Origin of the sequence: Nonlabens marinus S1-08, assembly GCF_000831385.1 — a bacterium.
Lineage (GTDB): Bacteria > Bacteroidota > Bacteroidia > Flavobacteriales > Flavobacteriaceae > Nonlabens > Nonlabens marinus.
Genome location: NZ_AP014548.1, coordinates 1182872 through 1206571 on the forward strand (window position 1 = coordinate 1182872; position 23700 = coordinate 1206571).

The 23700-nt window shown below is 40.3% G+C and carries 23 protein-coding genes; 14 read left to right on the top strand and 9 right to left on the bottom strand.

The annotated features are described in order from the left end of the window. The first annotated feature begins 57 nt into the window (after positions 1 to 57). A complete protein-coding gene (locus NMS_RS05475; RefSeq protein ID WP_052476749.1) occupies positions 58 to 2163 on the top strand; it encodes a hypothetical protein in 2106 nt (701 codons plus the stop codon). A gap of 78 nt (positions 2164 to 2241) precedes the next feature. Beyond that, positions 2242 to 2928, top strand: coding sequence for a zinc metallopeptidase (locus NMS_RS05480; RefSeq protein ID WP_041495803.1), 687 nt, complete (start codon positions 2242 to 2244; stop codon positions 2926 to 2928). Here the strand turns inward: NMS_RS05480 and NMS_RS05485 are convergent. After that, a complete protein-coding gene (locus NMS_RS05485; RefSeq protein ID WP_041495804.1) occupies positions 2925 to 4289 on the bottom strand; it encodes a saccharopine dehydrogenase family protein in 1365 nt (454 codons plus the stop codon). The genes NMS_RS05480 and NMS_RS05485 overlap by 4 nt on opposite strands. 53 nt (positions 4290 to 4342) lie before the next feature. Here NMS_RS05485 and NMS_RS05490 point away from each other — a divergent pair, with 53 nt between their 5' ends. Both NMS_RS05490 and pckA read left to right on the top strand, forming a co-directional pair. Then, positions 4343 to 4729 carry a DUF423 domain-containing protein gene (locus NMS_RS05490; RefSeq protein WP_041495805.1) on the top strand — a complete coding sequence of 129 codons (387 nt, stop codon included), beginning with the start codon at positions 4343 to 4345 and terminating at the stop codon, positions 4727 to 4729. Between the two features lie 64 nt (positions 4730 to 4793). Next, entirely contained in the window at positions 4794 to 6401 is a 1608-nt protein-coding gene (gene pckA / locus NMS_RS05495; RefSeq protein WP_041495806.1) for a phosphoenolpyruvate carboxykinase (ATP), read from the top strand. An 88-nt stretch (positions 6402 to 6489) separates the two neighbouring features. On the opposite strand, the gene NMS_RS05500 is transcribed toward pckA, so the two are convergent. Next, positions 6490 to 7233: a uroporphyrinogen-III synthase gene (locus NMS_RS05500; RefSeq protein ID WP_041495808.1), complete on the bottom strand. Its 744-nt coding sequence runs from the start codon at positions 7231 to 7233 to the stop codon at positions 6490 to 6492. A 28-nt stretch (positions 7234 to 7261) separates the two neighbouring features. Further along, entirely contained in the window at positions 7262 to 7915 is a 654-nt protein-coding gene (locus NMS_RS05505; RefSeq protein WP_041495809.1) for a DUF4271 domain-containing protein, read from the bottom strand. 74 nt (positions 7916 to 7989) lie between these two features. Between NMS_RS05505 and NMS_RS05510 the strand changes: the two genes are divergently transcribed. Genes NMS_RS05510 through NMS_RS05520 form a run of 3 tightly spaced genes read left to right on the top strand, consistent with a single transcriptional unit; the run spans position 7990 to position 10477 of the window. Further along, positions 7990 to 8721, top strand: a complete 732-nt coding sequence (locus NMS_RS05510; RefSeq protein WP_041495810.1) for a polyprenol monophosphomannose synthase — start codon at positions 7990 to 7992, stop codon at positions 8719 to 8721. Next, positions 8718 to 10058 carry a dihydroorotase gene (locus NMS_RS05515; protein ID WP_041495811.1) on the top strand — a complete coding sequence of 447 codons (1341 nt, stop codon included), beginning with the start codon at positions 8718 to 8720 and terminating at the stop codon, positions 10056 to 10058. Before NMS_RS05510 ends, NMS_RS05515 begins: the two co-directional genes overlap by 4 nt. Beyond that, the gene (locus tag NMS_RS05520; RefSeq protein WP_041495812.1) at positions 10055 to 10477 is read left to right on the top strand and encodes a DUF4296 domain-containing protein; all 423 of its coding nucleotides are present in this window, start codon (positions 10055 to 10057) and stop codon (positions 10475 to 10477) included. The genes NMS_RS05515 and NMS_RS05520 overlap by 4 nt, the downstream gene beginning before the upstream one ends. On the opposite strand, the gene NMS_RS05525 is transcribed toward NMS_RS05520, so the two are convergent. Next, on the bottom strand, positions 10474 to 11475 hold the full coding sequence (locus tag NMS_RS05525; RefSeq protein ID WP_041495813.1) for an NAD-dependent epimerase/dehydratase family protein: 1002 nt from the start codon (positions 11473 to 11475) through the stop codon (positions 10474 to 10476). The genes NMS_RS05520 and NMS_RS05525 overlap by 4 nt on opposite strands. Positions 11476 to 11558: 83 nt before the next feature. Here NMS_RS05525 and tyrS point away from each other — a divergent pair, with 83 nt between their 5' ends. Next, positions 11559 to 12857: a tyrosine--tRNA ligase gene (gene tyrS / locus NMS_RS05530; RefSeq protein ID WP_041495814.1), complete on the top strand. Its 1299-nt coding sequence runs from the start codon at positions 11559 to 11561 to the stop codon at positions 12855 to 12857. 4 nt (positions 12858 to 12861) lie between these two features. Then, the gene (locus tag NMS_RS13885; protein ID WP_158448963.1) at positions 12862 to 13038 is read left to right on the top strand and encodes a hypothetical protein; all 177 of its coding nucleotides are present in this window, start codon (positions 12862 to 12864) and stop codon (positions 13036 to 13038) included. Between the two features lie 30 nt (positions 13039 to 13068). On the opposite strand, the gene NMS_RS05535 is transcribed toward NMS_RS13885, so the two are convergent. Both NMS_RS05535 and NMS_RS13430 read right to left on the bottom strand, forming a co-directional pair. After that, positions 13069 to 14088 carry a LuxE/PaaK family acyltransferase gene (locus NMS_RS05535; protein ID WP_041497502.1) on the bottom strand — a complete coding sequence of 340 codons (1020 nt, stop codon included), beginning with the start codon at positions 14086 to 14088 and terminating at the stop codon, positions 13069 to 13071. Positions 14089 to 14167: 79 nt separating this feature from the next. Next, entirely contained in the window at positions 14168 to 15937 is a 1770-nt protein-coding gene (locus tag NMS_RS13430) for a T9SS type A sorting domain-containing protein (RefSeq protein ID WP_052476751.1), read from the bottom strand. A gap of 277 nt (positions 15938 to 16214) precedes the next feature. Between NMS_RS13430 and NMS_RS05545 the strand changes: the two genes are divergently transcribed. Together NMS_RS05545 and NMS_RS05550 are read left to right on the top strand one after the other, a co-directional pair. Then, positions 16215 to 16907: a response regulator transcription factor gene (locus tag NMS_RS05545; RefSeq protein ID WP_041495815.1), complete on the top strand. Its 693-nt coding sequence runs from the start codon at positions 16215 to 16217 to the stop codon at positions 16905 to 16907. Then, positions 16891 to 17997, top strand: a complete 1107-nt coding sequence (locus NMS_RS05550) for a sensor histidine kinase (RefSeq protein ID WP_041495816.1) — start codon at positions 16891 to 16893, stop codon at positions 17995 to 17997. The genes NMS_RS05545 and NMS_RS05550 overlap by 17 nt, the downstream gene beginning before the upstream one ends. Here the strand turns inward: NMS_RS05550 and NMS_RS13685 are convergent. Beyond that, positions 17880 to 18989: a glycosyltransferase gene (locus NMS_RS13685; RefSeq protein WP_084217618.1), complete on the bottom strand. Its 1110-nt coding sequence runs from the start codon at positions 18987 to 18989 to the stop codon at positions 17880 to 17882. The genes NMS_RS05550 and NMS_RS13685 overlap by 118 nt on opposite strands. Positions 18990 to 19058: 69 nt before the next feature. On the opposite strand from NMS_RS13685, the gene trmB reads away from it, so the two are divergent. From trmB to NMS_RS05565, 3 genes are read left to right on the top strand one after another with little or no spacing between them, the layout of a single operon-like run. Continuing rightward, a complete protein-coding gene (gene trmB, locus NMS_RS05555) occupies positions 19059 to 19730 on the top strand; it encodes a tRNA (guanosine(46)-N7)-methyltransferase TrmB (protein WP_041495817.1) in 672 nt (223 codons plus the stop codon). Further along, on the top strand, positions 19727 to 20347 hold the full coding sequence (locus tag NMS_RS05560) for a LysE family translocator (protein WP_041495818.1): 621 nt from the start codon (positions 19727 to 19729) through the stop codon (positions 20345 to 20347). The genes trmB and NMS_RS05560 overlap by 4 nt, the downstream gene beginning before the upstream one ends. Continuing rightward, the gene (locus tag NMS_RS05565) at positions 20347 to 20685 is read left to right on the top strand and encodes an MGMT family protein (protein ID WP_041495819.1); all 339 of its coding nucleotides are present in this window, start codon (positions 20347 to 20349) and stop codon (positions 20683 to 20685) included. The genes NMS_RS05560 and NMS_RS05565 overlap by 1 nt, the downstream gene beginning before the upstream one ends. A gap of 47 nt (positions 20686 to 20732) precedes the next feature. Here NMS_RS05565 and NMS_RS05570 read toward each other — a convergent pair whose 3' ends face one another. Together NMS_RS05570 and NMS_RS05575 are read right to left on the bottom strand one after the other, a co-directional pair. Beyond that, positions 20733 to 22118 carry an NAD-dependent succinate-semialdehyde dehydrogenase gene (locus NMS_RS05570; protein ID WP_041495820.1) on the bottom strand — a complete coding sequence of 462 codons (1386 nt, stop codon included), beginning with the start codon at positions 22116 to 22118 and terminating at the stop codon, positions 20733 to 20735. 102 nt (positions 22119 to 22220) lie between these two features. Beyond that, complete coding sequence (locus NMS_RS05575) at positions 22221 to 23585, bottom strand: acyl-CoA dehydrogenase family protein (protein WP_041495821.1); 1365 nt, start codon at positions 23583 to 23585, stop codon at positions 22221 to 22223. Positions 23586 to 23700: the final 115 nt, after the last annotated feature.

The window sequence follows — 23700 nt, forward strand, 5'->3', positions numbered from 1 at the left end:
CATTTTTGCGTTCCACCTTCTAAATCAAGTATATTTAGCCCAGATTACCCAACATCTATGAGATTGAAGTTCCTCGCCATGATGGCGCTATTCAGTAGTTTACTCAGTGCTGCCCAGACTGATGTAGAACAATACCCCCAATTCCCTGCTTGTGCTGGAGCTAACGATGCCGTATTGAGATCTTGTTTCTATGATCAACTTTATGCAGAGTTGTATCAGGCCTATCAACAGCCTAAAAGTATGGAAACCAGTACTCAAGCGACACTAAGATTTGAGGTAAATAAAGAAGGTCAATTTATACCCGTTTTAGTAGATGCTCGAACTACAGATATTAAAACCGCTTTAAATACAGCGCTGGATCAATTGCCTGTAATTGAACCAGCTACCTATTATGGTTCCCCCACGTTCATGCAATTTATTGTGAGCTTTCAGGTACCTATGGTGGAAGGTGGTTCATTCATGCAACTGGCTGAAAGCGAAGAGATAACTTCTAATTCAACATCAAATAATGAAATAGAGCTCGCTTTCGCGAAAGCGAACGACGATTACAGCACTATTGCATCACAGGATTACAACAGTCAAGAGTTGAGGTCGAACGCCATCATTCCATTCTCTTACCAGAGATACCACCGTTATGAAGCAGCCATGAATAGAGTAGGAAGCAATGCGCACACTGCAGTAAAGCCTTATACTTTTGATTATGTGGGAGAATATTTTGATCTAGAAAAAGAGCGCTCCAACTTATTGAAGGATGCGAGTAGTTGGTTTGGGCGCAAGTTGTGGAACGAACACTTTTTTGAAGTCGCAGGTAAGGATTATTGGTTTGTGATTGATCCAGGCGTTGACCTGCAGTTGGGAAAAGATACTGGCGAGAACGTGAATACGTTTAATAATACGCGACTGGTTGCGGTTAATGGAGGTATAGGTAAGCAATTGACCTTTGGCGCTACCATTCAAGAATCTCAAGGAAGGTTCGCGGAATACTTCAACCGAGAAATAACCCAGCGAGCTCCAGATGGAGGCAATCCAGGAGTCGTCCCTGGACGTGGTATTGCAGAGGATGGAGGTGAGAATATTTATGATTATCCAGTAGCCACAGGTTATATCAATTACAAGCCCAGTAAATACTTCAATTTACAACTAGGGCATGGACAACATTTTATAGGTGATGGGTACCGGTCGCTTGTATTGAGTGACAATTCCCAGCCGTTTCCTTATGTAAAGGTGAACGCAAAATTTTGGAAGCTAGATTATACAGTACTTTATACGTCACTTAGAGATGTAAGATCTGAGGTTACTGCAGATGACTCCTTCCGTACTAAATATATGGCGCATCATTATTTAAGCTGGAACGCAACAAAACGTTTGAGTCTTGGTTTTTTCGAGAGCGTTTTGTGGCAAGATGACAACGGCCGTGGGTTTGATTTCAATTATTTAAACCCAGTGATTTTTTACCAGACGATAGAGTTAGAGACAGGTTCTCGCGGCGGGAATGCTCTTTTAGGAATTACCGCTAAGTATAAAATGCGTGATAATGTAACGGCCTATGGACAATTGGTATTAGACGAATTCTCAAGTAGTTCAGTAATTAGTGGAGATGGGAGTTATCAGAATAAAAGCGCCTACCAATTAGGGGTAAAGTATCAAAATGCCTTAGGAGTACCTAACCTAATGCTACAAGCAGAATACAATAGAGTCCGGCCATATACTTACAGCCATAACACAGTGGTGTTGAATTATGGAAATACCAATCAAGCACTGGCGCATCCTTGGGGAGCGAGTTTTTATGAAGCCATTTTAATCGCGAGATACACTAAAGACCGTTGGTATGGAATCGCTAAAGGTATCACAGGCAAGCGAGGTTTTGACATCCTTACCAATGGAGATACTGCCTATTATGGAGGGAATATTTATAGAACAGAGGACAACCGCATAGCAGATAATGGTAATACCATAGCTCAAGGGAATACCGCACCGTTCTTTTATGGGGAATTAGAAGCGGGTTATCTGATCAACCCAGCCAGTAATTTAAAAATCTACGGACAATTCATTTACAGGAATATTTCTCCTGAGTTTGATAATGCCGTGGTTCAAGAGGCAACTACCACCTGGTTTAATTTTGGAATACGGACAGATCTCATGAATTGGGGATTTGATAGATAGGGTACCTCTAGTTTTAAGACGAGCTTATCAGATCAATCTTAGGTATTGATTTAATTTTAAAGCTCAATAAATTTCAAAATGATAGGATATTATATCATCGCAGGACTGATTTTTTTAATCAGTGCTTTTGTGAGCAACAGGCTCAAATCAAAATTTAAAAAGTATTCTCAGGTCCATCTCAAAAATGGGTTGACCGGCGCACAAATTGCAGAAAAGATGCTCAGTGATCACGGCATTCACGACGTCAAAATAATTTCAGTGCAGGGTCAGTTGACAGATCATTACAATCCAGCCAATAAAACAGTGAATCTAAGCGATCCAGTCTATTCTATGCGCAATGCGGCGGCTGCTGCCGTCGCAGCCCATGAGGTAGGGCATGCAGTACAACATGCCACTGCTTACTCTTGGTTAAGTATGCGCTCAAACTTAGTACCTCTAGTAAGCATCGCTTCAAAATACTCACAATGGGTACTGATAGGTGGACTTGCGCTGGCGGCCAGTACTGCTTTTGGGAACTACATTCTACTCTTAGGAATCATTATGTATGGTATGGGAACTTTATTTGCATTTATTACATTGCCCGTAGAGTATGATGCCAGTAATCGAGCGCTTGCCTGGTTAGAAAAAGAGCAAATGCTAACTCCTGAAGAACATGCAGGAGCTGAAGACTCTTTAAAATGGGCTGCCAGAACCTATTTAGTTGCCGCAATAGGCTCCTTAGCGACCTTACTGTATTTCCTTTCCATCTTTTTAAGAAGACGCTAGCGGTGCAGCGCGTTGTAGCCTAGATATTTTGTTTCGCTTTCGCGAAAGCGAATACCATAAGTCTCCAGCTCTTCTAGAATAGGTTGGTATACTTCCTTCATAATAGGAATTTGTACCCCATAGGTTTTTATTTCCCCATTTAGAATGCGCAGTGCAGCCATTCCTACTGGCAACCCTACGGTTTTGGCCATTGCGGTTTGCTTGTCACCGTCGCCTAGACAGACCATGGTGCTGTCTATTTGTTTTTTCTCTCCGTTGACATCGTACCCAAATTTATGGTACATCACTATCATGTCCTTTTCACCAGGCTCTAAAGTCCATTTATCTTCGAGAATCTTTTGAAGTGCCTGTGCTGGAGTAGCATTTTTAATCCCGATCTTTTTCTCATCGTTAAATAAATCCAGTTCCAGAAGTTTGTTCCACATGATGTCATCTTGATCAATTCTTAACTCCAGACGCATTTTCAGCTCTACACTATCCGTAGGCGAGTAGGGAAGAAAGCTATTAACAAACTCTCTATAACTCATGTGTTCAGAATCGTCCATCTGGTAGGTGTCATCTGTCATTCCCAGTTGGACAAACATATTCCAGGCTTTACTAAAGCCTACCCTTCGCATCGTACCACGATATAGTGTCAGGACATTTTCTAGACCATAAACTTCCATGTATTTGAGGCTGTCTCTATTTGCCAGCGCTTCAAACCTGCCATACCCTTCCACATCTAAAAATTCTGTCCTACGGAACAAACGGTGATAAGGGATGTATTTAAATTTTCCTTCTTGTATAAACTTTGCTGCACCACCTTGGCCGGCGGTCACCACATTTCTAGGATTCCATGTAAATTTATAATTCCATAAGTTGTCATCATTTTCAGGAGCTACAAGCCCACCAGTAAAGGATTCAAAAAGAATGACTTTACCACCGTCCTCCCTTATACGGTCAATGATTTGCATGGCGCTCATGTGATCCACTCCTGGATCCACGCCTATCTCGTTCATAAAAACAAGTTGCTTTTCTTTTACCTGGGTATCTAGCTCTTGCATCTCAGGACTTACATAACTTGCGGTCACTAGGTTTTTTCCTAAAGAAACACAGTCTCTAGCAACTTCAATATGAAATCTTGCGGGCAACATTGAAATTACGATATCCGCTTTTTTAAGTTGCTCCACTCTATCCGCTTTATTAAAGACATCTAAAGTAATCGCCTTTGCGTTAGGACGTCCATCACAAAGCCTCAATGCTGGAGCGATTTCTTTGTCGGCAATGGTAAGTTGTAATTTCTCTTCTTCTGATTTGTTTAGAAGGTAGTCTACTAATACTCCTGTAGATTTCCCAGCACCTATAATCAGTATGTGTCGCATGTGTGTCGTAATTTTAGTCCAAGGTAAAATTCTCTGAAAGATAAATAGGTGATATGGAAAAGAAGTTATTAATGACTGGCAGTATACTAATGTTGATTGCTGTGATTCTAGGTGCCATGGCGGCACATACATTAGAAAATTATCTCAATATCGATCAAATGAACAGTTTTCAAACTGGGGTTCGATATCAAATATATCATGCATTGGTAATGCTTATTATTTCTCAAGTCAATTTGCTTTCATCTCATTCAAAAAAAGTGCTTTGGATTCTTTTTCTTGCTGGGACAATTCTTTTTTCTTTTAGCATTTATTTGTTATCTACTACAGCAATAACGAGTTTAGATTTCCGTTTTTTAGGTCCAATTACTCCTATTGGCGGGCTGTTGCTTATTTCTGGATGGATATACGGCATTATCAAAATATCCTTATTTAAAGGCTAGAATAATTGGTAAACAGCGTATAACATGTATATTTTTGCAGGACAACTTGAATTACAACAAAATTATGAGTTCAAAAGCTTTAAAAGCGCAATCGATTTCGTTAGATCAATACGGAATCAAAAATTCAAAAATCAATTACCAATTATCTCCTGAGAGTTTACAGGATTTGACGGTCAGCTCCTTCGGAGGAAAAGAAACCGCAAATGGTACTCTCGCAGTTCATACTGGAGAGTTTACAGGTAGATCTCCACTCGATCGATTCATCGTCAAAGATTCGATTACTGAGAATGAAGTATGGTGGGGAAACATCAACATTCCCTTCAACAAAAAGGATTTTGATAATTTGTTAGTACGAGTTACAGAATACCTAGACGGTAAAGAGTTATTTGTACGGGATGCTTATGCTTGTGCGCATAAAGATTATCGCTTAAATTTAAGAGTGATCAACGAGTACCCATGGTCGAACATGTTTGCTTACAATATGTTTTTACGACCGTCAGAGGAGGAGTTACAATCTTTTGATCCAGAATGGACTATTATCAATGCTCCAGGATTCATGGCAGATCCTAAAATAGATCGCACGAGACAACACAATTTTGCCATTCTTAACTTCACGGATAAGATCGCTTTGATAGGTGGAACTGGTTATACAGGTGAGATAAAGAAAGGGATTTTTAGTGCCTTGAATTTTATCTTACCGGTGGATAAGAACACACTACCTATGCACTGCAGCGCAAACGTGGGTAAAGATGGAAATACAGCTATCTTTTTTGGTTTGAGTGGTACCGGTAAAACAACCCTTTCTACAGATCCCGAGAGAGAATTGATAGGTGACGACGAGCACGGCTGGACAGCAAATGATGAGATCTTCAATTTTGAAGGCGGTTGTTATGCAAAAGTGATCAACTTAAGTGAAGAACAAGAGCCTGAAATATTTAATGCCATCAAGCCTGGTGCCATACTAGAAAATGTAGTCTTAAAGGAAGATAAGACCGTTGACTTTGAAGATATCAGTATTACTCAGAATACAAGAGTAAGTTATCCTATTTATCATATCGATAATATCAAGGAGCCATCAATCGGAAAGAACCCTAAAAATATTTTCTTTCTTACCGCAGACGCCTTCGGTGTGTTGCCTCCTATTTCTAAATTAACACCAGGACAAGCCGCGTATCACTTTATCAGCGGATATACAGCCAAAGTCGCAGGTACAGAGGCTGGTGTAACTGAGCCGGTTCCTAGTTTTTCCGCTTGTTTTGGAGCACCATTTATGCCATTGCACCCAGTGAAGTATGCAGAGATGTTAAGCCAAAAAATGCGAGATGCTGGAGTGACTGTTTGGTTAGTCAATACTGGATGGACCGGCGGGCCTTATGGCGTTGGAAAGCGCATGCCATTGAAGCATACTAGAGCGATGATTGCTGCTGCATTGGATGGTTCATTAGAGGCTGCTAATAAAGATAATTTTCATGTGCACTCCATGTTTGGTGTGCAACAGCCGCGTACTTGTCCTAATGTGCCGACTGAGGTATTGAGTCCACGTAAATCTTGGAATAACGACAAGGGATATTACGAGACGGCTAATAAATTGACCACATTCTTCCGGGAGAACTTCAAGAAGTATGAAGGTCAAGCAACACCAGAAATTTTGGCTGGTGGCCCGTTGAAATAAGACTATTTATTTTAAATGAAGAACGTCCCGAATAATTCGGGACGTTTTTGTTTATAGAGAAGTTCGCTTTCGCGAAAGCGAACTAATTTTACTCTCCTAAGGACTTAATGTAGTTTTCAATTGCCATGGTCATCGATGGAGACTCAGGCGTGGGCGCTTGTATGTCAATTCTCAATCCCATTTCTTTTGCGGTTTGACTGGTGGTATTACCGTAAACTGCAATTCTGGTTTCGTTTTGAACAAAGTCCGGGAAATTTTGAAATAGGGATTCAATCCCACTAGGACTAAAGAACACAAGCACATCGTATTTCACGTCAGCTAGGTCAGATAAGTCACTGATCACTGTCCTGAAGAAAGTGGCAATTTTCCATTTGATACCTAGACTGTCCAGCTCCTCAGGAACTAGATCTTTCAATTTATCTGTACTAGGTAATAAGAAGCTCTCGTTCTTATGCTTTTTGATAAGCGGTATCAGCTCAGGAAAAGTTCTTTTCCCTACATATATTTTACGTTTTCTGTAAACCACATATTTTTGCAGGTAGTAGGCTACCGCTTCGCTTTGGCAAAAATATTTTAGCGTATCTGGGATTTTGAATCGCATCTCCTCTGCAACTCTAAAAAAGTGGTCTACACTATTACGACTGGTCAGGATGATGGCAGTGTACTTTGTTAAATCTACTTTCTGCTCGCGCACTTCTTTAGCAGGTACACCTTCCACATGAATAAAGGAGCGGAAATCTATCTTTACCTTTGTCCGATCTACCAGACTTTGGTAAGGTGAATTTTCCATTTTAGGTTCAGGTTGGGAAACTAAAATCGTTTTCACTTTCATACAGTAGTTTTCTTTGTGGTGTAAGGCCTCACACGATAAAATACTTATACAAAAGCAAATAAGGTGCGATTTCCAGCGTGCAAAGATATAAAATAAAATAGAATAGTGAGACTCCTAACGACTTTCGATGGCTGTAAATCAGGATTAAATGATATAGAAAAAACAAACCGAGGGTAGCGATGCAGATACCATAGATAATATCGTGTTTATTCGGAATAACATAGAAGATAATCGCGTTTACCACTAAAAATGTAATGCTAAATGCAGCACGGTATAAATTACGGTGGTGATCTATGGTTAAAATAATCGGATCAAAATCACCAATGGTCGCAACCAGCTTTGATAAATAATGCCGGAAAAGCAAAAATGCCGCTATTGTGGTCAGTAGGAGTAAAAAATCTGTGAATCCGGCTTCAGTGCTGCCAGTTATCATATATAACTTGAAAGCCATAAGAGAAATCCCTATGGTGTAAAGAATAATTCCTGTTTGTTGCAGCAAATAGTAATTGTCGATCCGGTCGTCCCTAGTTATTTTGATAAACCTTGTGCTGGAATAGACGCTCAGAAACTCTGTAAAGGAGACACTAGAGAGTTGTCGGACCACAGCAAGGGCAAGCAAACTAGAAAACAGAATGATACTGATCCAGTCCCAAGATTCCGCAATGCGATTGATAGCTTCCATGGCGTGGTAAAAATAAGCGGATTTAACGAACCCTTGAGAGCTCAGACCATTAATTCCTTATTTTTGTGGGCTGCATGGATAACACATTAGTCATTATTCCTACCTATAAGGAAAGCGAGAATATCACGTTGATGATAGATACTGTGCTGGGCGATTACCCAGACATTCATTTGTTAGTTGTGGATGACAATTCGCCGGATGGAACAGGTAATCAAGTGACTGAGAAGATGCAGGAGTATCCTGAGCGATTGTTTTTAGAAACACGCCTCAAAAAGCAAGGCCTGGGAACAGCGTACATCCATGGATTCAAATGGGCGCTTAAAAAGCAGTATGAGTACGTTTTTGAAATGGATGCTGATTTTTCACATAATCCTAAGGATATTCAACTTTTGTATGAGGCCTGCAGCCTCCATGGTGCAGATCTTGCTATAGGCAGTCGCTATGTGCGTGGTGTGAATGTCGTGAACTGGCCTATGTCTAGGGTATTGTTGTCCTACGTGGCTTCAAAATATGTGAGATTGATCACAAGGATGGATATCCACGATACCACCGCAGGTTTTAAATGTTATAGGGTATCGCTTTTGCGAAAGCTGGATCTGGACAAAATTAAGTTTGTAGGTTATGCGTTCCAGATAGAAATGAAGTTTAAAGCCTACTTATTGAAGGCCAAAATAATTGAAGTGCCTGTCATCTTTACTGATAGGTCTAGAGGACAGTCTAAAATGAGTAGCGGTATTATAAATGAAGCCGTTACTGGAATATTGAGTATGAAATTGAAGAGCCTGTTCGGCAGGTTGGAGCTATGAGAAAAACATTAATTAAAAATGCCCGTATTGTCACTGATATGAAAGTCACTAATGGTGATATTTATATAGAAGGCGATACCATAATAGAAGTTGCTGACAGCATAAGTGCTAAAAGCGGCGACACCACCATCATTGATGCAGAAGGGAAGTATGTTCTTCCAGGAGTGATTGATGATCAGGTTCACTTTAGAGAACCAGGATTAACTCATAAAGGCGACATCGCGTCAGAAAGTGCGGCGGCAGTTGCCGGTGGAATTACCTCATTCATGGAGATGCCGAATACTTCACCACAAACAACGACGATAGAAGAGTGGGAAAATAAAATGGCGATTGCGGCAAAAGACAGTCATGCCAACTATGCTTTTATGTTCGGTGGGACTAATGATAATCTAGAGGAGGTTTTAAAAGTTGATACTTCTAGAGTGCCAGCCTTAAAGTTGTTTTTAGGTTCGTCGACTGGAAATATGCTTGTAGATGATAAGGAAGTGCTCAAAAATATTTTTTCAAATGTCAAAATGCGCATTGCCTTGCATTGTGAAGATGAGGATACGATTAAAACTAATTTGCAGAAAGCTATTGAGAAATACGGTGATGACATTCCCTTTGATCAGCATCCCGTAATTCGTAATGTAGACGCATGTTATAAAAGCAGCTCTAGCGCGATTGAGCTGGCTAAAAAAACTGGCGCTCGTATTCATGTGTTTCACTTATCTACCGGAAAAGAAACCGCATTATTCGACAAGAAAACGGCGTTGAAAGACAAGCAAATTACATCAGAAGTTTGCATCCATCACCTGTGGTTTACTGATGAAGATTATGCTAAAAAAGGATCTCATATCAAATGGAATCCAGCAGTCAAATCAGCTGAGGATAAGGAGCAGTTGTGGAAAGCGCTATTAGATGATAGAATTGATGTGATCGCTACAGACCATGCCCCACATACAATTGAGGAGAAAAGTAATTCATACCTCAGTGCTCCTAGTGGTGGGCCATTAGTGCAACATGCACTTACAGCAATGTTGCAATTTGTGCATCAAGAACGCATCACTATAGAAAAAGTAGTGCAAAAAATGTGTCACAACCCAGCCATTCTTTTTGATATACCAGATAGAGGCTTTATCAAGAAAGGGTACAAGGCAGACCTAGTAATTGTGGATACAAACAATCCATGGACCGTTCAAAAATCAAATATTTTGGCCAAGTGTGGTTGGTCTCCTTTTGAAGGTGTAACCTTTAAAAGTCGCATAACGCATACCTTAGTCAATGGACATCTTGCTTACCGCAATTTTCAGGTCAACGATAAAAAGGCAGCGCAAGCATTAAGCTTTCAACGATGAGATTTTTAATATATCTAATAGCCTTAGTGCTTGTAGTATCCTGTTCAGACGTGAAATATTTAGATCGTCCAGAAGACTTTTATGGGGACGATAAAATGGCAGATATATTGACAGATCTCTATTTGATGGAAGCAGCGATGACTACAGATCGAGGAATGTTTACAGATCTTAAAGTGCTGCCTAATGAATACATCTATAAAAAGTACGATACAGACAGCCTGACTTTTAAAGAAAACCTGTTTTACTACTCAGATAACGTGGAGGATTATCAGGTTTTGATGGAAAAGGTAAAAGAAAAAATGAATGTGATAAAGGATAGCATTACCGTTCGTGAACAAAGAGACCTCAAGAAAAAAGAAGAGATGTATAGGTCTGAATCTGAGCCCTTGCGGGATCCTGATGATCTACCTGAAAACTAATTTCTTGATTGTAAATAATGATTGGCTACACGTTGTATTGTAACGTCTAGAGTTTGAAAACTGTAGTTTAGGCGATCAACCACTTTAGTGTTATTGTAATTTGTAGTTGAGGTATAGCTTGAAACCTGAGCCCTGCTCAAACCTTCAATTATTCCTAAAGCCGCAGGTATTTTAGTGAATACATAAACGATATACAACATCCATTTTTTCAATAAAATCCTTGGTGGTTTCTTGTGTAGTGCGTTTGCAACTGCACTAAGTACCGATTTGAACTTCCTATTTTCACTTACAAGAATAAAACGCTCATTGTATGACTCAGATTTCATGAGTTTTTCCATGATTTTCACCACATCCCTAACATCTACAAAACCCGAAGAGCCATTTGTATAAAATGGTTGCCGTTGATAGGTTTTTTCTATAAGTTGACCACTTCCCTCGCTATAATCTCCCTCACCTATAATAACTCCAGGATTCACTATTACCACAGGCAAGCCTTCTTGCGAGGCGCGCCACACTTCCATTTCACCAGCATATTTTGAGATGCCATAGTCGGTATTCAAAGCGTCTGGATTAAAAAAATCCTCTTCAGTGACGGCATTATCTCCTATAGGATTCCCCAAAGCGGCGATACTACTGATATAACAAAATTTTTGAATTTTGAGAGCGATGCAAATATCGATCAAGTGTTGTGTGCCCAGCACGTTCACTCTTGTCATTTCCTCAAAGGATAGACCGCCTAATGCTGCAGCACAATGATAAACGTGTGTCACGCCTTCCATAGCTAGTTCGAGACTTGGAACGTCTAAAATATCTGCTTGAATCCAATTGATCTCATCGACTAGTTCAGCGTCACCTTTACGGTAGGAATCAAAAATGACTCTAGTTTTATTAATTGAATCTTCTGTCCTGTAAATAGCATTGATGGGTGTTTCGCTTTCGCGAAAGCGATATAACAAATGGCCGCCTACCAGACCAGTTCCTCCTGTGACTAGAATCATGAGGGCAAAAATACACAATAGCCGCCGTTGTGCGTCCGCAAGTTGGGTAAAGCCCATATATTTGCAGGCTTTAAACCTAGATTATGTCCTACGATTTTGTCAAAGAACTGCAATGGCGCGGAATGATTCACGATATCATGCCCGATACAGAAGAATTACTGAACTCTGAAACGGTAAGTGGTTATATAGGTTTTGACCCAACGGCTGACTCACTGCATATAGGCAGTATGGTACAGATTATTCTATTGATGCACTTGCAGCGCGCTGGTCACCGACCTATTGCTTTGATAGGTGGTGCCACTGGAATGATAGGTGACCCCTCAGGCAAGAGTGCGGAGCGTAACTTGTTGACCCAAGAAATTCTGGATAAAAATATTGCTGGAGTAAAATCTGTCATTTCAAGATTTATTGATTTTGAAGGTGGTGCTGAAGAAACTCGGGCGCAGCTGGTCAATAATTACGACTGGATGAAAGATTTCAGTTTGATTGACTTTGCTCGCGACATCGGTAAGCATATCACTGTCAATTACATGATGGCAAAGGATTCTGTGAAAAAGAGAGTTTCTGGTGAAGGCGACGGGATGAGCTTTACTGAGTTTACTTACCAGTTGTTTCAAGGTTACGACTTTCTTCACTTGTACGAGAATATGAATTGCAAACTCCAGATAGGTGGATCAGATCAATGGGGAAATATTACCACGGGAACAGAGTTAGTACGCCGTAAAGCTGGCGGCAAGGCTTATGCTATCACTACTCCATTAGTAACTAAGGCAGATGGGACTAAATTTGGTAAAACAGAATCAGGAAACATTTGGCTGGATGCTGATAAGACCAGCGTCTACAAATTCTATCAGTTCTGGATCACTGCAACAGATGAAGACGCCATCAGCTGGATCAAAATTTTCACCTTTCTAGATGAACAAACCTGTAAGGACTTGATTGAAGAGCACGCTAAAGATCCTGGGTACAGAGTGCTACAAAAACGACTTGCCGAAGAAGTAACTGTTATGGTTCATGGTCAGGAGGCTTATGAAACAGCGGTAGAAGCGAGTAAGATATTGTTCAGCAAGAAAGTTTCTATGGAGCAATGGAATCGATTTGATACAGAAACCTTGCTAGAGATATTTGAAGGAGTTCCGCAGACTACCATTTCTAAATCAGATCTTGAAAAAGGTATTGAAATCGTCCCTTTCTTGACAGATGTTACAGACTTTCTACCTTCTAATAGTGAAGCGAGAAGAGCGTTAAAAGAGAACAGTCTTGCGATCAACAAGGAAAAGTTTGAAGATGATAAAGTAGTAGGCGTGGAAGACGTTATTGCTGGTAGTTTGATCCTATTGCAACGTGGGAAGAAGAATTACTTCTTGGTTCTGGTAAATTAAACGTATGAAAAAAGGACACAAAATAATGGCGAGGCTTCTGGTCATTACTGCTAGTATTGTAGGCGGTATATTCTTTGTCCAGCAATTAAACCGTGTAGGTAGCTGGCAGTTTTTTGCAGCGCTTAGCGGATTCCTCATTTTTATCGGATTCGCCGTTTTGGTATTTCGCCGTACAAGGTAATTGTTTTCGCTTTCGCGAAAGCGAAATAAATCAACCTACCGCCAGCAAATTACAGCCTCTGATATCTGAATGATCAAAACGACCTAGTACCTCAAAAGTGCCATCTGCATAAGTCTTACATAAATCCTGAGTCGCGATAAAAGAACAGGACTCTAGGTTCGCTAAATCAATCACATTTAACCCGCCAGTTTTGCCATGCGCGATCCTGCTCAAGGGATCGTTGGTGTCCCTGGTGCTTACTTGCATCCATGCAGGTGGCTGGAAACGAATCCCATCAGGCGCATAAGCTTGCGACAATAGTTCAGTCATGCCGTATTCACTGTGTGTTTCCGCTTTCGTATTACGACTACGCTCAATATAAACTCCTTCGCCGCCTTGCGGATTGAAAGCGGATTTTAGAATTTGATGCAGCTCCGGCTTGATCATCTCTTTACGCATTCCCTTCATGCCGCCGGTTTCAATAATGATTGTGTTATTAAGTTCCATTGGGAATTTTTCTGCCAGCTGCAGCAGGGCAAAAGTCACTCCTATTAAAATCACCTTGCGATTAGAATCCTGAAGGGATTTTAAAATTTGCGCCAGATCGTCTAGATTGTTGAGGTAGAATCCGCTTTGTGCATCACCAGATTTTTTGATCCATCGGTCGACCATATACACTAGTGATGAGCCCGTACGTTCTAAATAATGTGGCAAGAGAGCAAGGATGGTGTAATCCTCATGGTTTCCATAAAACTGCTTGAAACTGTGATCTAGACTTTGATTATAAATTTCTAAATCTCCTACTAGATGCTGGGAAGTTTGTATTCCCGTGGTACCGCTACTGGTAAAAGTAATCGCCGGATCTTTTTGAATATCAGTGGTTACTTGATGCGTTTTAAAAAAAGAAATAGGAAGAAACGGAATCTCGCTCACATGTGCTGCTTTAGGCTTCCCTAATAGCTGGCAATATTTCCTATAGACTTGATTGCGCTCAAATTGATACGTGTAGACCTCCAGAGCCAATTCGTTAAACTGGCGATCACTTTTAATATCAAAAACTGGAAATTTCACTAAAATCTTTTCGAACAAAAGTAAACAAAAAGCGCCGCAGGTTTCCCTGCGGCGCTCTTATAATCCTTGTTCTTGTAGTTTACTTCACTACTAACTTTCTAGTTTGAGAAGCATCTCCTTGAGAAATCTTTACGATGTACAATCCAGTAGTTAAACTATCGATGTTGATAGTGTTAGTTACTGATTTTTGTGTGATTACTCGTTGACCTAAAGTAGAGAATACTTCTACATCAAATTCAGCACCATTGGAAGAGTTGATGTTCAACTTGCTATTAGTTGCTGGGTTCGGGAAAAGGGTAAATTCCACTTTGTTCAAACTTGTAATGGAAAGCGTCAAAGCACCTATGTCATTTGCATCTCTAGGAGAAATTGCATAAGGCTCTGGTCTACTGTTATTTTGTACCACAACACCAGTTAAAACTCCTGACTCAGTAGGAACTACTTCACCGATGTAATCTTTACCAAAAAAGGAACGATGTGTAAATAATTCAACTCCATTGTCGATAGCGAGGTCTGCTCCATTTTCAAATACGATCGTTCCATCTGCATTGGTAAAGGATACCATGCTAACTGATACTAATTCAGACTCATAATCTTCAGGATTCAGTGCAAGTGCGTTAAGAGATACGCTTTGTGGAGTAACTGTGTTACCGCTAGACGTTGGTGCGCCTGGGTCTTCCGTTGGATTCAATTGTAATAAGCCGTTGAACTCAGTTAAAGACCCTGTAATTCCACTTACTCTGTCACCTCTGGTAAGTGCCGTTGTAATAACACCAGCGTTATCATCTATCAAGATAGCTCCAGTTGCATCTTCAATCCATTTTTGATTTCTGAATGATTCTGTGTGAGTAACTGTTACTTCACCAGTGATCGTAAATACCGTGGTGCTGGGCAGTGTAATAGCTCTTAACTCAGCTATGTTAGCTACTGTGTTTTGAGCAGCAACTTCAAAATTAATCGTTTGAATAACCTCTGGAGTTAACTTAGCTCCTGCCGGGTCTACAAGTTGAATGTCTAATGCATGGCTTCCCGCCGCTACATTGCTGAAGGAAATGTCGTTAGTATCAAATTTGTCTGTAAATGCTTCTGAATCCAAACGATATTGTACATAACCATCATCAGTTCCTGTATTTCCAACGCTAAAATTATTTACAGTAAAAGAAGCTGTAAAATCTCCTGAAGCTAACACCTCATTATTATTAGGGCTGGTAATCGTCAAGCTAGGAGCAGGCTGACCTTCAAAAACGGTTACATCATCAAAGAAAAACTCTTCACCACCTGCATTTACACTTCCACCTACTCTTATCTGAAGAGTACTGGTACCGGTAAGTCCTGATACGGTAATGATTTCTGCACCGCTAGAAGTGTCCCAATCATTGCCGCCTTTTTCTCCAATAATAGTAGCGGTAGCACTTCCTAAGCCGTTCCAGTCTTGAACAAGAATGTAACTTCCACCATCGATTGAATAGTAAACATTGAACAAGTCCCCAGTTTCAAAGCCACCAGCATTGTTGCTTGCAGCTACTGAAAAACTAAAGGCTCCATTAGCAACTGAAATGTCAATTGCTTCAGACTGCCAGATGACTTCTCCATCCGTGTCTCTGAATGAAAATAAGCCTCCTACTGTTTTAGCCCAGTCAGAATTAGCTGTAAGCTCTCCCGCACTCGCGTCTATCGTCCAGTCAACACCAGCTGGATAATCTCCAATATTAACTAGTGTGCCACCTGTAGAACCTTCGATACCAGTTCCATCTGCAGGTGTGCTAAAATCTTCAATGTACGCTACCTGAGCGTTCATGTTTGTCAATGCAATAAGCGTAAAAATAAATAGAGTGTAAATTTGTTTCATGTGAGTTAGTTTTACACAAATATATGGGATTCAGGTAGCTCCGTTTCGTTTGAGAATTTGATTTAATGTTTAGATAACCTTAAAAAGGTGGTCGTCGGTATAGGTTGCAGTATGTCGATGGTTTGTTTCGCTTTCGCGAAAGCGAACTTCTACTTTGAAATAATCACTGGCTTATAAGGCCGTTGTGAGGTGACTATATCGAATTAACCTTTTGCTAAACTTGTAATACCCCAAAGTATCTCATTATTTAGGTACATTAGCAATTCATTTGCACCCCATGAAAGAGTCAAAAGCTAAAATTCTACTCGTTGACGATGAGCCCGATATTCTTGAAATCGTAAGCTACAACCTGAAAAACGAAGGCTACCAAGTGTACACTGCAGAAAACGGTGAGGAAGCTGTTAAAAAAGCAAAGAAGAAAAAGCCTGATCTTGTGATTCTTGATGTCATGATGCCCGTGATGGATGGCATTGAGGCCTGTGAGAAAATGCGCAAGATGCCAGAGCTGGATAAAACCATCATCACTTTCTTGACGGCTCGTAGCGAAGATTACTCCATGATTGCTGGTTTTGATGCTGGTGCTGACGATTATATTACTAAACCTATCAAGCCACGTGTGCTCGTTTCTAAAGTGAAATCTCTACTGCGTCGCAATGCTGCTGAGAAAGAAGGTGAGGATAACACTAAGAAACTGGGTGATTTGATTATTGATCGGGATCAATATAAGATCTTCTTCAAAAAGAAAGAAATCGTCCTTCCTCGCAAGGAGTTTGAATTGTTGTCATTGTTAACCACACAGCCTGGAAAAGTGTATACTCGAGAAGAAATTCTCGACGTGGTATGGGGCAATGAGGTTATTGTTGGTGGTCGTACTATCGATGTTCACATTAGAAAATTACGGGAAAAGCTGGGCGACAAGCGATTTAAAACAGTAAAAGGTGTAGGTTACAAATATGTCCAATCAAAATAGCAACACACGCCGCAGTTATAGATTTGCATTAAGATCCTCTGTTTTTATAACACTTATTCTAGGTGGATTTTTAGTGCTGTTAATTGTTCTAGGAGCGCAGATCGCATGGTGGCATTTTTTTGCTTTTATTTCTTCTGTTTTTCTGGTCTGCTTCTTTGTTATCCAGTATCGGGTTCAAAAGTTTATTTACAGACGTATTAAAAAGATTTATGAAGACGTTAGTTTGCTTGAGTCTACAGACTTTGCAGATCGTGAAATAGCCACTGACATGCGAACTTTGACCAAGCAAGTCGAACAATTTGCTCGCAACAAGAAAATTGAGATTGAAACCCTGAAAGTACGCGAAGCGTATAGAAAGGAATTTTTAGGAAATATTTCTCACGAACTCAAAACACCACTATTTACTGTTCAAGGTTATATAGATACCTTGATAGAAGGAGCTCATAAGGATAAATCTATACGCAAGAAGTATTTGAATCGAGCCCAGAAAGGAGTAGAGCGATTGACTTATATAGTCAATGACATGGACATGATCACTAAGCTTGAAATAGGTGATATGAACCTAGAAAAAACCGAGTTTGATATCGTAGAGCTTATTCGTCAGGTATACGATCAGTTTGAGATGAAAGCTGCTAAAAAGAGCATTTCACTTGTTTTTGACATGGTCTATACCGCACCTATCATGGTTTTTGCAGACCAAGAACGCATACAGCAAGTGGTAGCTAATTTACTGGTCAATTCCATTAAGTATGGCAAAAAAAATGGAACTACAGAGGTAGCCATTGAAGACCTGATCAATAATAAGGTGATTCTAAGAGTAACCGACAATGGTGAGGGAATCGACAAACTTCATATCCCTAGACTTTTTGAACGCTTTTTTAGAGTGGATCGTACCGGCTCTCGTAAGGAAGGTGGTTCTGGACTAGGTCTGGCCATTGTTAAGCACATCGTAGAGGCACATAACGAGCGTATCTATGTAGATAGTGAGTTAGGAATAGGATCAGAATTCTCATTCACATTAGAGAAAGCATCACCAATCAAAGCCTTTAAGCCTAAACCTTCTTCCTCAAGCACTCCTAGTCCAGAATAATTTTCTAATTGATCTAGCATTTCAATCTGAAAATCTTCTTGAGTTGCAAACGGTGCCATACCTTGTTTTTCCAAATGACTTGCCAGATACTCCTGTTCAAATTGACCTGGAGTTGGAATGAAAAAGGCTTTTTTCCTCAATTTACATAAGTCCATAATACTGGTATAGCCACTGCGGCATAAAACCATTTGAGACCTTTCCATCGCTTTTTGTAAACCGTCAGTTGAAAGATAATTATGATAGGTTAGTTTGCCTTTTTTACTGACTGTCTGCAGGGGTTCAACTATTCCTGCAACAAATAAAACACTGCCATTGAATTTTTTAAGTTGCTCTAGAAGTATGTTTTCTAATATGCCACGTTGAGGCTCTGGTCCAGAAAGAATGACCAGCAAGTCATACTTGTATTGCAAAGGTTGTTTGTACTCAAACCTACTAATAGGACCCAAATACACCTTCTCAATAGCGGAATCATTGTTATAGGATAACTTACCCGTCAAATTAGGATAACTAGCATGATCTGGTATCCAGCAGGCTTTAAACTTTCTTATATAATGCAAGTGTAACTGCGTGCTCAACCAGGTGGTGCCTCCTGAAAGTACCTGCAGTTGATGAGACATGATTACACACGGGACGGTCCTTGAATACAGTCCCAGCCGGTTGTCACTGATGACGCCATGCAAATCATATTCATGGATCAAATGGGGTAGAAGTCGATGTTCAGCACGAATGGCATTCCATATTTTAGGAGAATCCTTGAGTAGTTTCAGCTTTAAATGCTCTCCTTTCTCAGCATATTCAACATCATAAGCGGGCAATTCAACAGCAGGAAGCTCTGGAAATTCTTTTTTTAAAAGTTCTAAAGCCGGGCCATCGCTAGCAATGATAGGCTGATCACCGTTTTCTAAAAGCGCTTTGATCAAGGGAATGCAGCGAGTCGCATGACCTAGTCCCCAATTCAATGGTGCAACCAAAATGTTTTTAGATATTTGCATGCGATAAAGATACGGTGCCGCTGTAGGAGCAAGAACACTAGTAGATTATGTAACCTTTAAATAATTGTTTTGGGAAGTAAAAATAAAATGAAGCGTTTTAGAGAGAATGAAACATTCCCAAACGTAGTCCAGCCAACCCGTGAGGAGATGGTAGATGGTTTTGAATGGAAAGGTAAATGGGCTGAGTTTTTTAAAAATGACCATCCCATCACTCTAGAATTAGGTTGTGGGAAAGGGGAGTATACCGTGGATTTAGCACGTAAGCATCCAGACCGCAACTTTATAGGCATTGATATTAAGGGGTCTCGATTTTGGAGAGGTGCAAAAACAGCCATCGAAGAAGGTTTGCAAAATGTGGCCTTTCTTAGAACTCAAATTGAGTTGGTGGATTACGCTTTCGCGAAAGCGGAAATATCAGAAATTTGGATCACCTTCCCAGATCCGCAAATCAAGTATAAGCGTACGAAACACCGCATGACCAACCCTGAATTCTTAGATCGATATCGCACTATCTTAAAACCAGATGGCATCATACACCTCAAAACAGATTCTGAATACATGCACGGTTATACACTGGGCTTATTACAAGGCCTGGGAGAGGAGGTGCTATACGCCCACCATAATATATATACGAACACAGAAGCTCCAGAGGAAGTGGTAGGGACACAAACTTTCTATGAAAAACAGTATCTTGAGCTAGGAAAGCCTATAACCTATATGAAGTTTAAGTTGCGTAGATGATCAGTTTTTTACACTTTTTATTTGGGCTTGCCATCGGGTTTGTAGGTGTTATACCTCCTGGGTTGCTGAATCTGACAGCCGCCAAAGTAAGTGTGAAGCAAGGGCGCCGTGCGGCGATCATCTTTGCGGCAGGAGCCTCATTAGTGGTTATTGTTCAGGTATATATAGGCGTATTTTTTTCGGAACTGTTAAGCCAAAGTCCAGAGGTTTTGACCATGCTGGAACGATTTGCCATCATCATCTTTTTTGGTCTTTCCATTTTCTTTTTGATACGGGCTCGACTGGACAGCAAGCCACAACTAAAACCTTTGCATAAAGCGGATTATAAACTATTCGGGCAAGGAATAATTTTGTCTGCACTTAATGTGTTCCCTATTCCATTTTATATAGGATTTAGTTCTTTTTTAGCCAGTCGGAATGCCTTTGAGTTTGAATTTCCAATGGCTCATTTCTTCATTTTAGGAGCTACTCTTGGTACTTTTTTAATGTTGTGCGCTTATATCAAATATGTCAAACGCTTTGGGTTTGATAGTACCACTTTTGCACGCAAGGTGAATTATTTGCTCGCTTTTATGACCATGGCTATTGCTGTGTTTACGCTTATTAGAATTTACTGATGGCAAACTCAGATTTTTTTGAAAGAGTGTATGAGGTAGTGCGTCAAGTTCCAGTAGGCAAGGTGACTAGCTATGGAGCAATAGCTAAATATCTAGGTACGCCGCGCAGCAGTAGAGCCGTAGGTTATGCCATGAATGCAGCACATGCTCATCTGGACGTTCCAGCACAACGAGTGGTCAACCGCAATGGATTGTTAACAGGGAAACACCATTTTCCAGGAACACACCTAATGCAGCAACTGCTAGAGAGTGAGGGTTTAATTATTCAAAAAGATCAAGTCCAAAACTTTGATGCTGTTTTTTGGGATCCGATGCTGGAACTAAGTTTAGACCAATAAAAAACCGCGGCATTGCCGTGGTTTTACTTTTAACCATTTCTCAGGTTCTAGCTTTCCAGCCTCATGATCGCTTTAGTATTCACAAATTCTTTCATTCCAAACCCACCATGTTCTCTACCAAATCCTGATCGTTTTACACCACCAAATGGCATATTAGGTTGCGCTAACCCAAACGAATTGATAAACACCATCCCAGTATCAAAATGTTTACTGGCCATTTCAAACGCTTTATCTTCATCTTTAGTAAATATTCCACCTCCTAAACCGAAGCGGCTATCGTTTGCAATTCGCATAGCATCTTCTGCGTCTTTAGCTTTAATTAAAGCTGCCACAGGTCCAAATAGCTCATCATCATAAGTGGGCTGACCTGGATTCACATTTTCGATTACGGTTGAAGGATAATAATATCCTTTGCCTTCTGGCATTTCACCACCGCATAATATAGTAGCACCGTTAGCCACACTTTCTAATACTTGATTGTGTAGTTCTTCTCTCAAATCTTTTCTTGCCATAGGTCCTATATCTACGTTATCGCCAGTTGGATCACCATGTTTAATAGCTTTCATCGCTTTGACAAAACCATCCTTGAATTCATCGTAAACTGCCTCTACAACAATAAACCTCTTAGCTGCAATACAAGTTTCTCCATTGTTGTAAATTCTTCCTTTTACACAAGCTTCAATTGCTACCTCCATATCTGCGTCCTCTAAAACGATGTATGCATCATTGGAACCTAGCTCTAAAACAGTCTTCTTAAGCTGCTTACCTGCTTTAGCTCCTATAATTTCTCCAGCTACCGGGCTTCCAGTTAAGGTAACACCACGTACTAAATCATTTTCAATTACTTTATCAGACTGATCATGATTGATTATTAGTGTGGTAAATAAGTGTTTAGGTAAGCCTGCTTCTTCAAAAATCTCTTTAATTTTTTCTCCACAGCCTGTTACGGATTCGGCATGTTTTAGCAACACTCCATTACCGGCTATTAGATTAACTATTGCATAACGGATTACTTGGTATGCTGGATAGTTCCAAGGTTGGATTCCATAAATAACACCAATTGGTGAGTACGTAATTAAACCGCGTCCACCATTAGATAATTCACGTACTTCATCAGCTAATTCTTTCGGAGCGATATCAGCAGTGTGATCACATATACCAGCACACAAATCTACCTCTGAATAACTTTGAGAAAGTAATTTCCCCATCTCTGCAGTCATGAGTTGAGATAATTCCTCTTTATTCTTTTTAAGACTCTCGCCTATTGCTTTTATTACTTTGCCACGTTCTTCAACAGTCTTGGTTTTCCATTTTAAAAATGCATTGTGGCAATTCTGTACAGCGCTGGTCAATTCATGATCCGTCATATGAGGATAAAAATCCAATTTCTCTTCAGTTGCTGGGTTGATGGTAGTTATTCCTTTATCGCTCATAATATTTTTTCTTTTCAAGTTAAATAATTGCTGGTTTACAATGGCTGTCTTTATGTTATGCTTAATACACAATTGTAAAAAGCTTAGTAAATCACTGGTCTACTAACTCACAAACGCACTGTAACCTGTAATGGCACGACCTACAATCAAAGTATTAATTTCTTTAGTTCCCTCATAACTGTAAATGGCCTCAGCATCTGCTACAAATCTGGCGACGTTGTGTTCTAGTAGAATTCCATTACCGCCCATGACCTCACGTGCTCTAGAAACGATGTCTCTAGTACGCATAGAACAGATCACTTTAGCCAGCGACGCGTGTTCGTCTTTTAAGATCCCTTGATCTTGCATCTCACTCAATCTAAAACACAAGGTTTGAATACTGGTCAAATTAGAAATCATTTCAACTAAATGATTTTGAACCAACTGGAAACTGGCAATAGGTCGACCGAATTGCTCTCGTTTCTTAGTGTACTTCAAGGCATTTTCATAAGCACCTCTAGCACAACCCACGGCCTGCCATGCGACACCTGCACGGGTCATACGCAATACCTTGGCGGTATCTTTAAAGCTATTGGCCTCTTGCAAGCGGTCGCTTTCTGGAACCGCACAGTTTGTTAAGGTAATAATGGCATTTTGAACAATACGCAAAGCCATTTTATCCTGCATCTTTTCCGCATGAAATCCAGGATTTTCTTTTCTTACTAGGAACCCTTTAACTTGATTACTGTCTTCATCGCGTGCCCAGATGATGGTTACATCTGCAAACGTGGCATTTCCAATCCATTTTTTCTGCCCATTTAAAACCCAATAATCACCATCCTTACGACAAGTTGTTTCCATCCCACCTGCAATACCGCTTCCCACTTCAGGCTCTGTAAGACCGAAGGCTCCGATTTTTTCCATTCGAGCCATTTGAGGTAGCCATTCCTTTTTTTGCTCCTCACTACCACACAAATAAATAGAACCCATGGCGAGGCCACTATGAACGCCAAAAAACGTAGATATACTTACATCCACTCTAGCTATTTCTTCAGCAATAATTCCTTCAGTGACAAAGTCCATCCCTGGACAGCCATAACCTTGATAGGCGACTCCCGCGATATTGAGTTTTGCAAATTTTGGGATGAGATCGTGTGGGAACTCTGCCCGATTCCAATAATCATTGGCTATAGGCTGCACTTCATCCTCCATAAAGTTGCGCACTTTCATTTGTACTTCCCGTTGTTTTTCAGTCAAATTGAGACTCAAATTGTAGAAATCACCATCGATAGGTGGTAGTTTGTGCTGTCCTTTTTTCTTTTTGGTGGAAAGCATTTTCATCAATCCTGCCAGCTGGCGATCGTCCAGATTGCCTACGGTATCCATTACTTTGGAAAGGTCCACCTTAGCATTGAGTGCTGCGAGTTTTTCTAGATCGATATTCCTCATCAAGTTGAGGGTTCCTTTAATTTTTGAAAATAATGACATGTGTAGTTGTTTATGTGTTAAGGTAAAATTCAAGGCGCCGCTATGGTGTTAATGAAAGCGTAATATTAATTAGCCAGTCTTCTATGATCTCAAAAACTGATTATTGGCATGATAT

Coding starts and splice junctions, on each gene's coding strand:
- NMS_RS05505 (WP_041495809.1), bottom strand. CDS start 7,915: ATGGAAGCTATCAATCGCATTGCGGAATCTTGGGACTGGATCAGTATC.
- NMS_RS05565 (WP_041495819.1), top strand. CDS start 20,347: ATGGCAAACTCAGATTTTTTTGAAAGAGTGTATGAGGTAGTGCGTCAA.
- NMS_RS13430 (WP_052476751.1), bottom strand. CDS start 15,937: ATGAAACAAATTTACACTCTATTTATTTTTACGCTTATTGCATTGACA.
- tyrS (WP_041495814.1), top strand. CDS start 11,559: ATGTCCTACGATTTTGTCAAAGAACTGCAATGGCGCGGAATGATTCAC.
- NMS_RS05490 (WP_041495805.1), top strand. CDS start 4,343: ATGGAAAAGAAGTTATTAATGACTGGCAGTATACTAATGTTGATTGCT.
- NMS_RS05545 (WP_041495815.1), top strand. CDS start 16,215: ATGAAAGAGTCAAAAGCTAAAATTCTACTCGTTGACGATGAGCCCGAT.
- NMS_RS05560 (WP_041495818.1), top strand. CDS start 19,727: ATGATCAGTTTTTTACACTTTTTATTTGGGCTTGCCATCGGGTTTGTA.
- NMS_RS13885 (WP_158448963.1), top strand. CDS start 12,862: ATGAAAAAAGGACACAAAATAATGGCGAGGCTTCTGGTCATTACTGCT.
- pckA (WP_041495806.1), top strand. CDS start 4,794: ATGAGTTCAAAAGCTTTAAAAGCGCAATCGATTTCGTTAGATCAATAC.
- NMS_RS05520 (WP_041495812.1), top strand. CDS start 10,055: ATGAGATTTTTAATATATCTAATAGCCTTAGTGCTTGTAGTATCCTGT.
- NMS_RS05515 (WP_041495811.1), top strand. CDS start 8,718: ATGAGAAAAACATTAATTAAAAATGCCCGTATTGTCACTGATATGAAA.
- NMS_RS13685 (WP_084217618.1), bottom strand. CDS start 18,989: ATGCAAATATCTAAAAACATTTTGGTTGCACCATTGAATTGGGGACTA.
- NMS_RS05500 (WP_041495808.1), bottom strand. CDS start 7,233: ATGAAAGTGAAAACGATTTTAGTTTCCCAACCTGAACCTAAAATGGAA.
- NMS_RS05575 (WP_041495821.1), bottom strand. CDS start 23,585: ATGTCATTATTTTCAAAAATTAAAGGAACCCTCAACTTGATGAGGAAT.
- NMS_RS05510 (WP_041495810.1), top strand. CDS start 7,990: ATGGATAACACATTAGTCATTATTCCTACCTATAAGGAAAGCGAGAAT.
- NMS_RS05480 (WP_041495803.1), top strand. CDS start 2,242: ATGATAGGATATTATATCATCGCAGGACTGATTTTTTTAATCAGTGCT.
- NMS_RS05550 (WP_041495816.1), top strand. CDS start 16,891: ATGTCCAATCAAAATAGCAACACACGCCGCAGTTATAGATTTGCATTA.
- NMS_RS05485 (WP_041495804.1), bottom strand. CDS start 4,289: ATGCGACACATACTGATTATAGGTGCTGGGAAATCTACAGGAGTATTA.
- NMS_RS05570 (WP_041495820.1), bottom strand. CDS start 22,118: ATGAGCGATAAAGGAATAACTACCATCAACCCAGCAACTGAAGAGAAA.
- NMS_RS05475 (WP_052476749.1), top strand. CDS start 58: ATGAGATTGAAGTTCCTCGCCATGATGGCGCTATTCAGTAGTTTACTC.
- NMS_RS05525 (WP_041495813.1), bottom strand. CDS start 11,475: ATGATTCTAGTCACAGGAGGAACTGGTCTGGTAGGCGGCCATTTGTTA.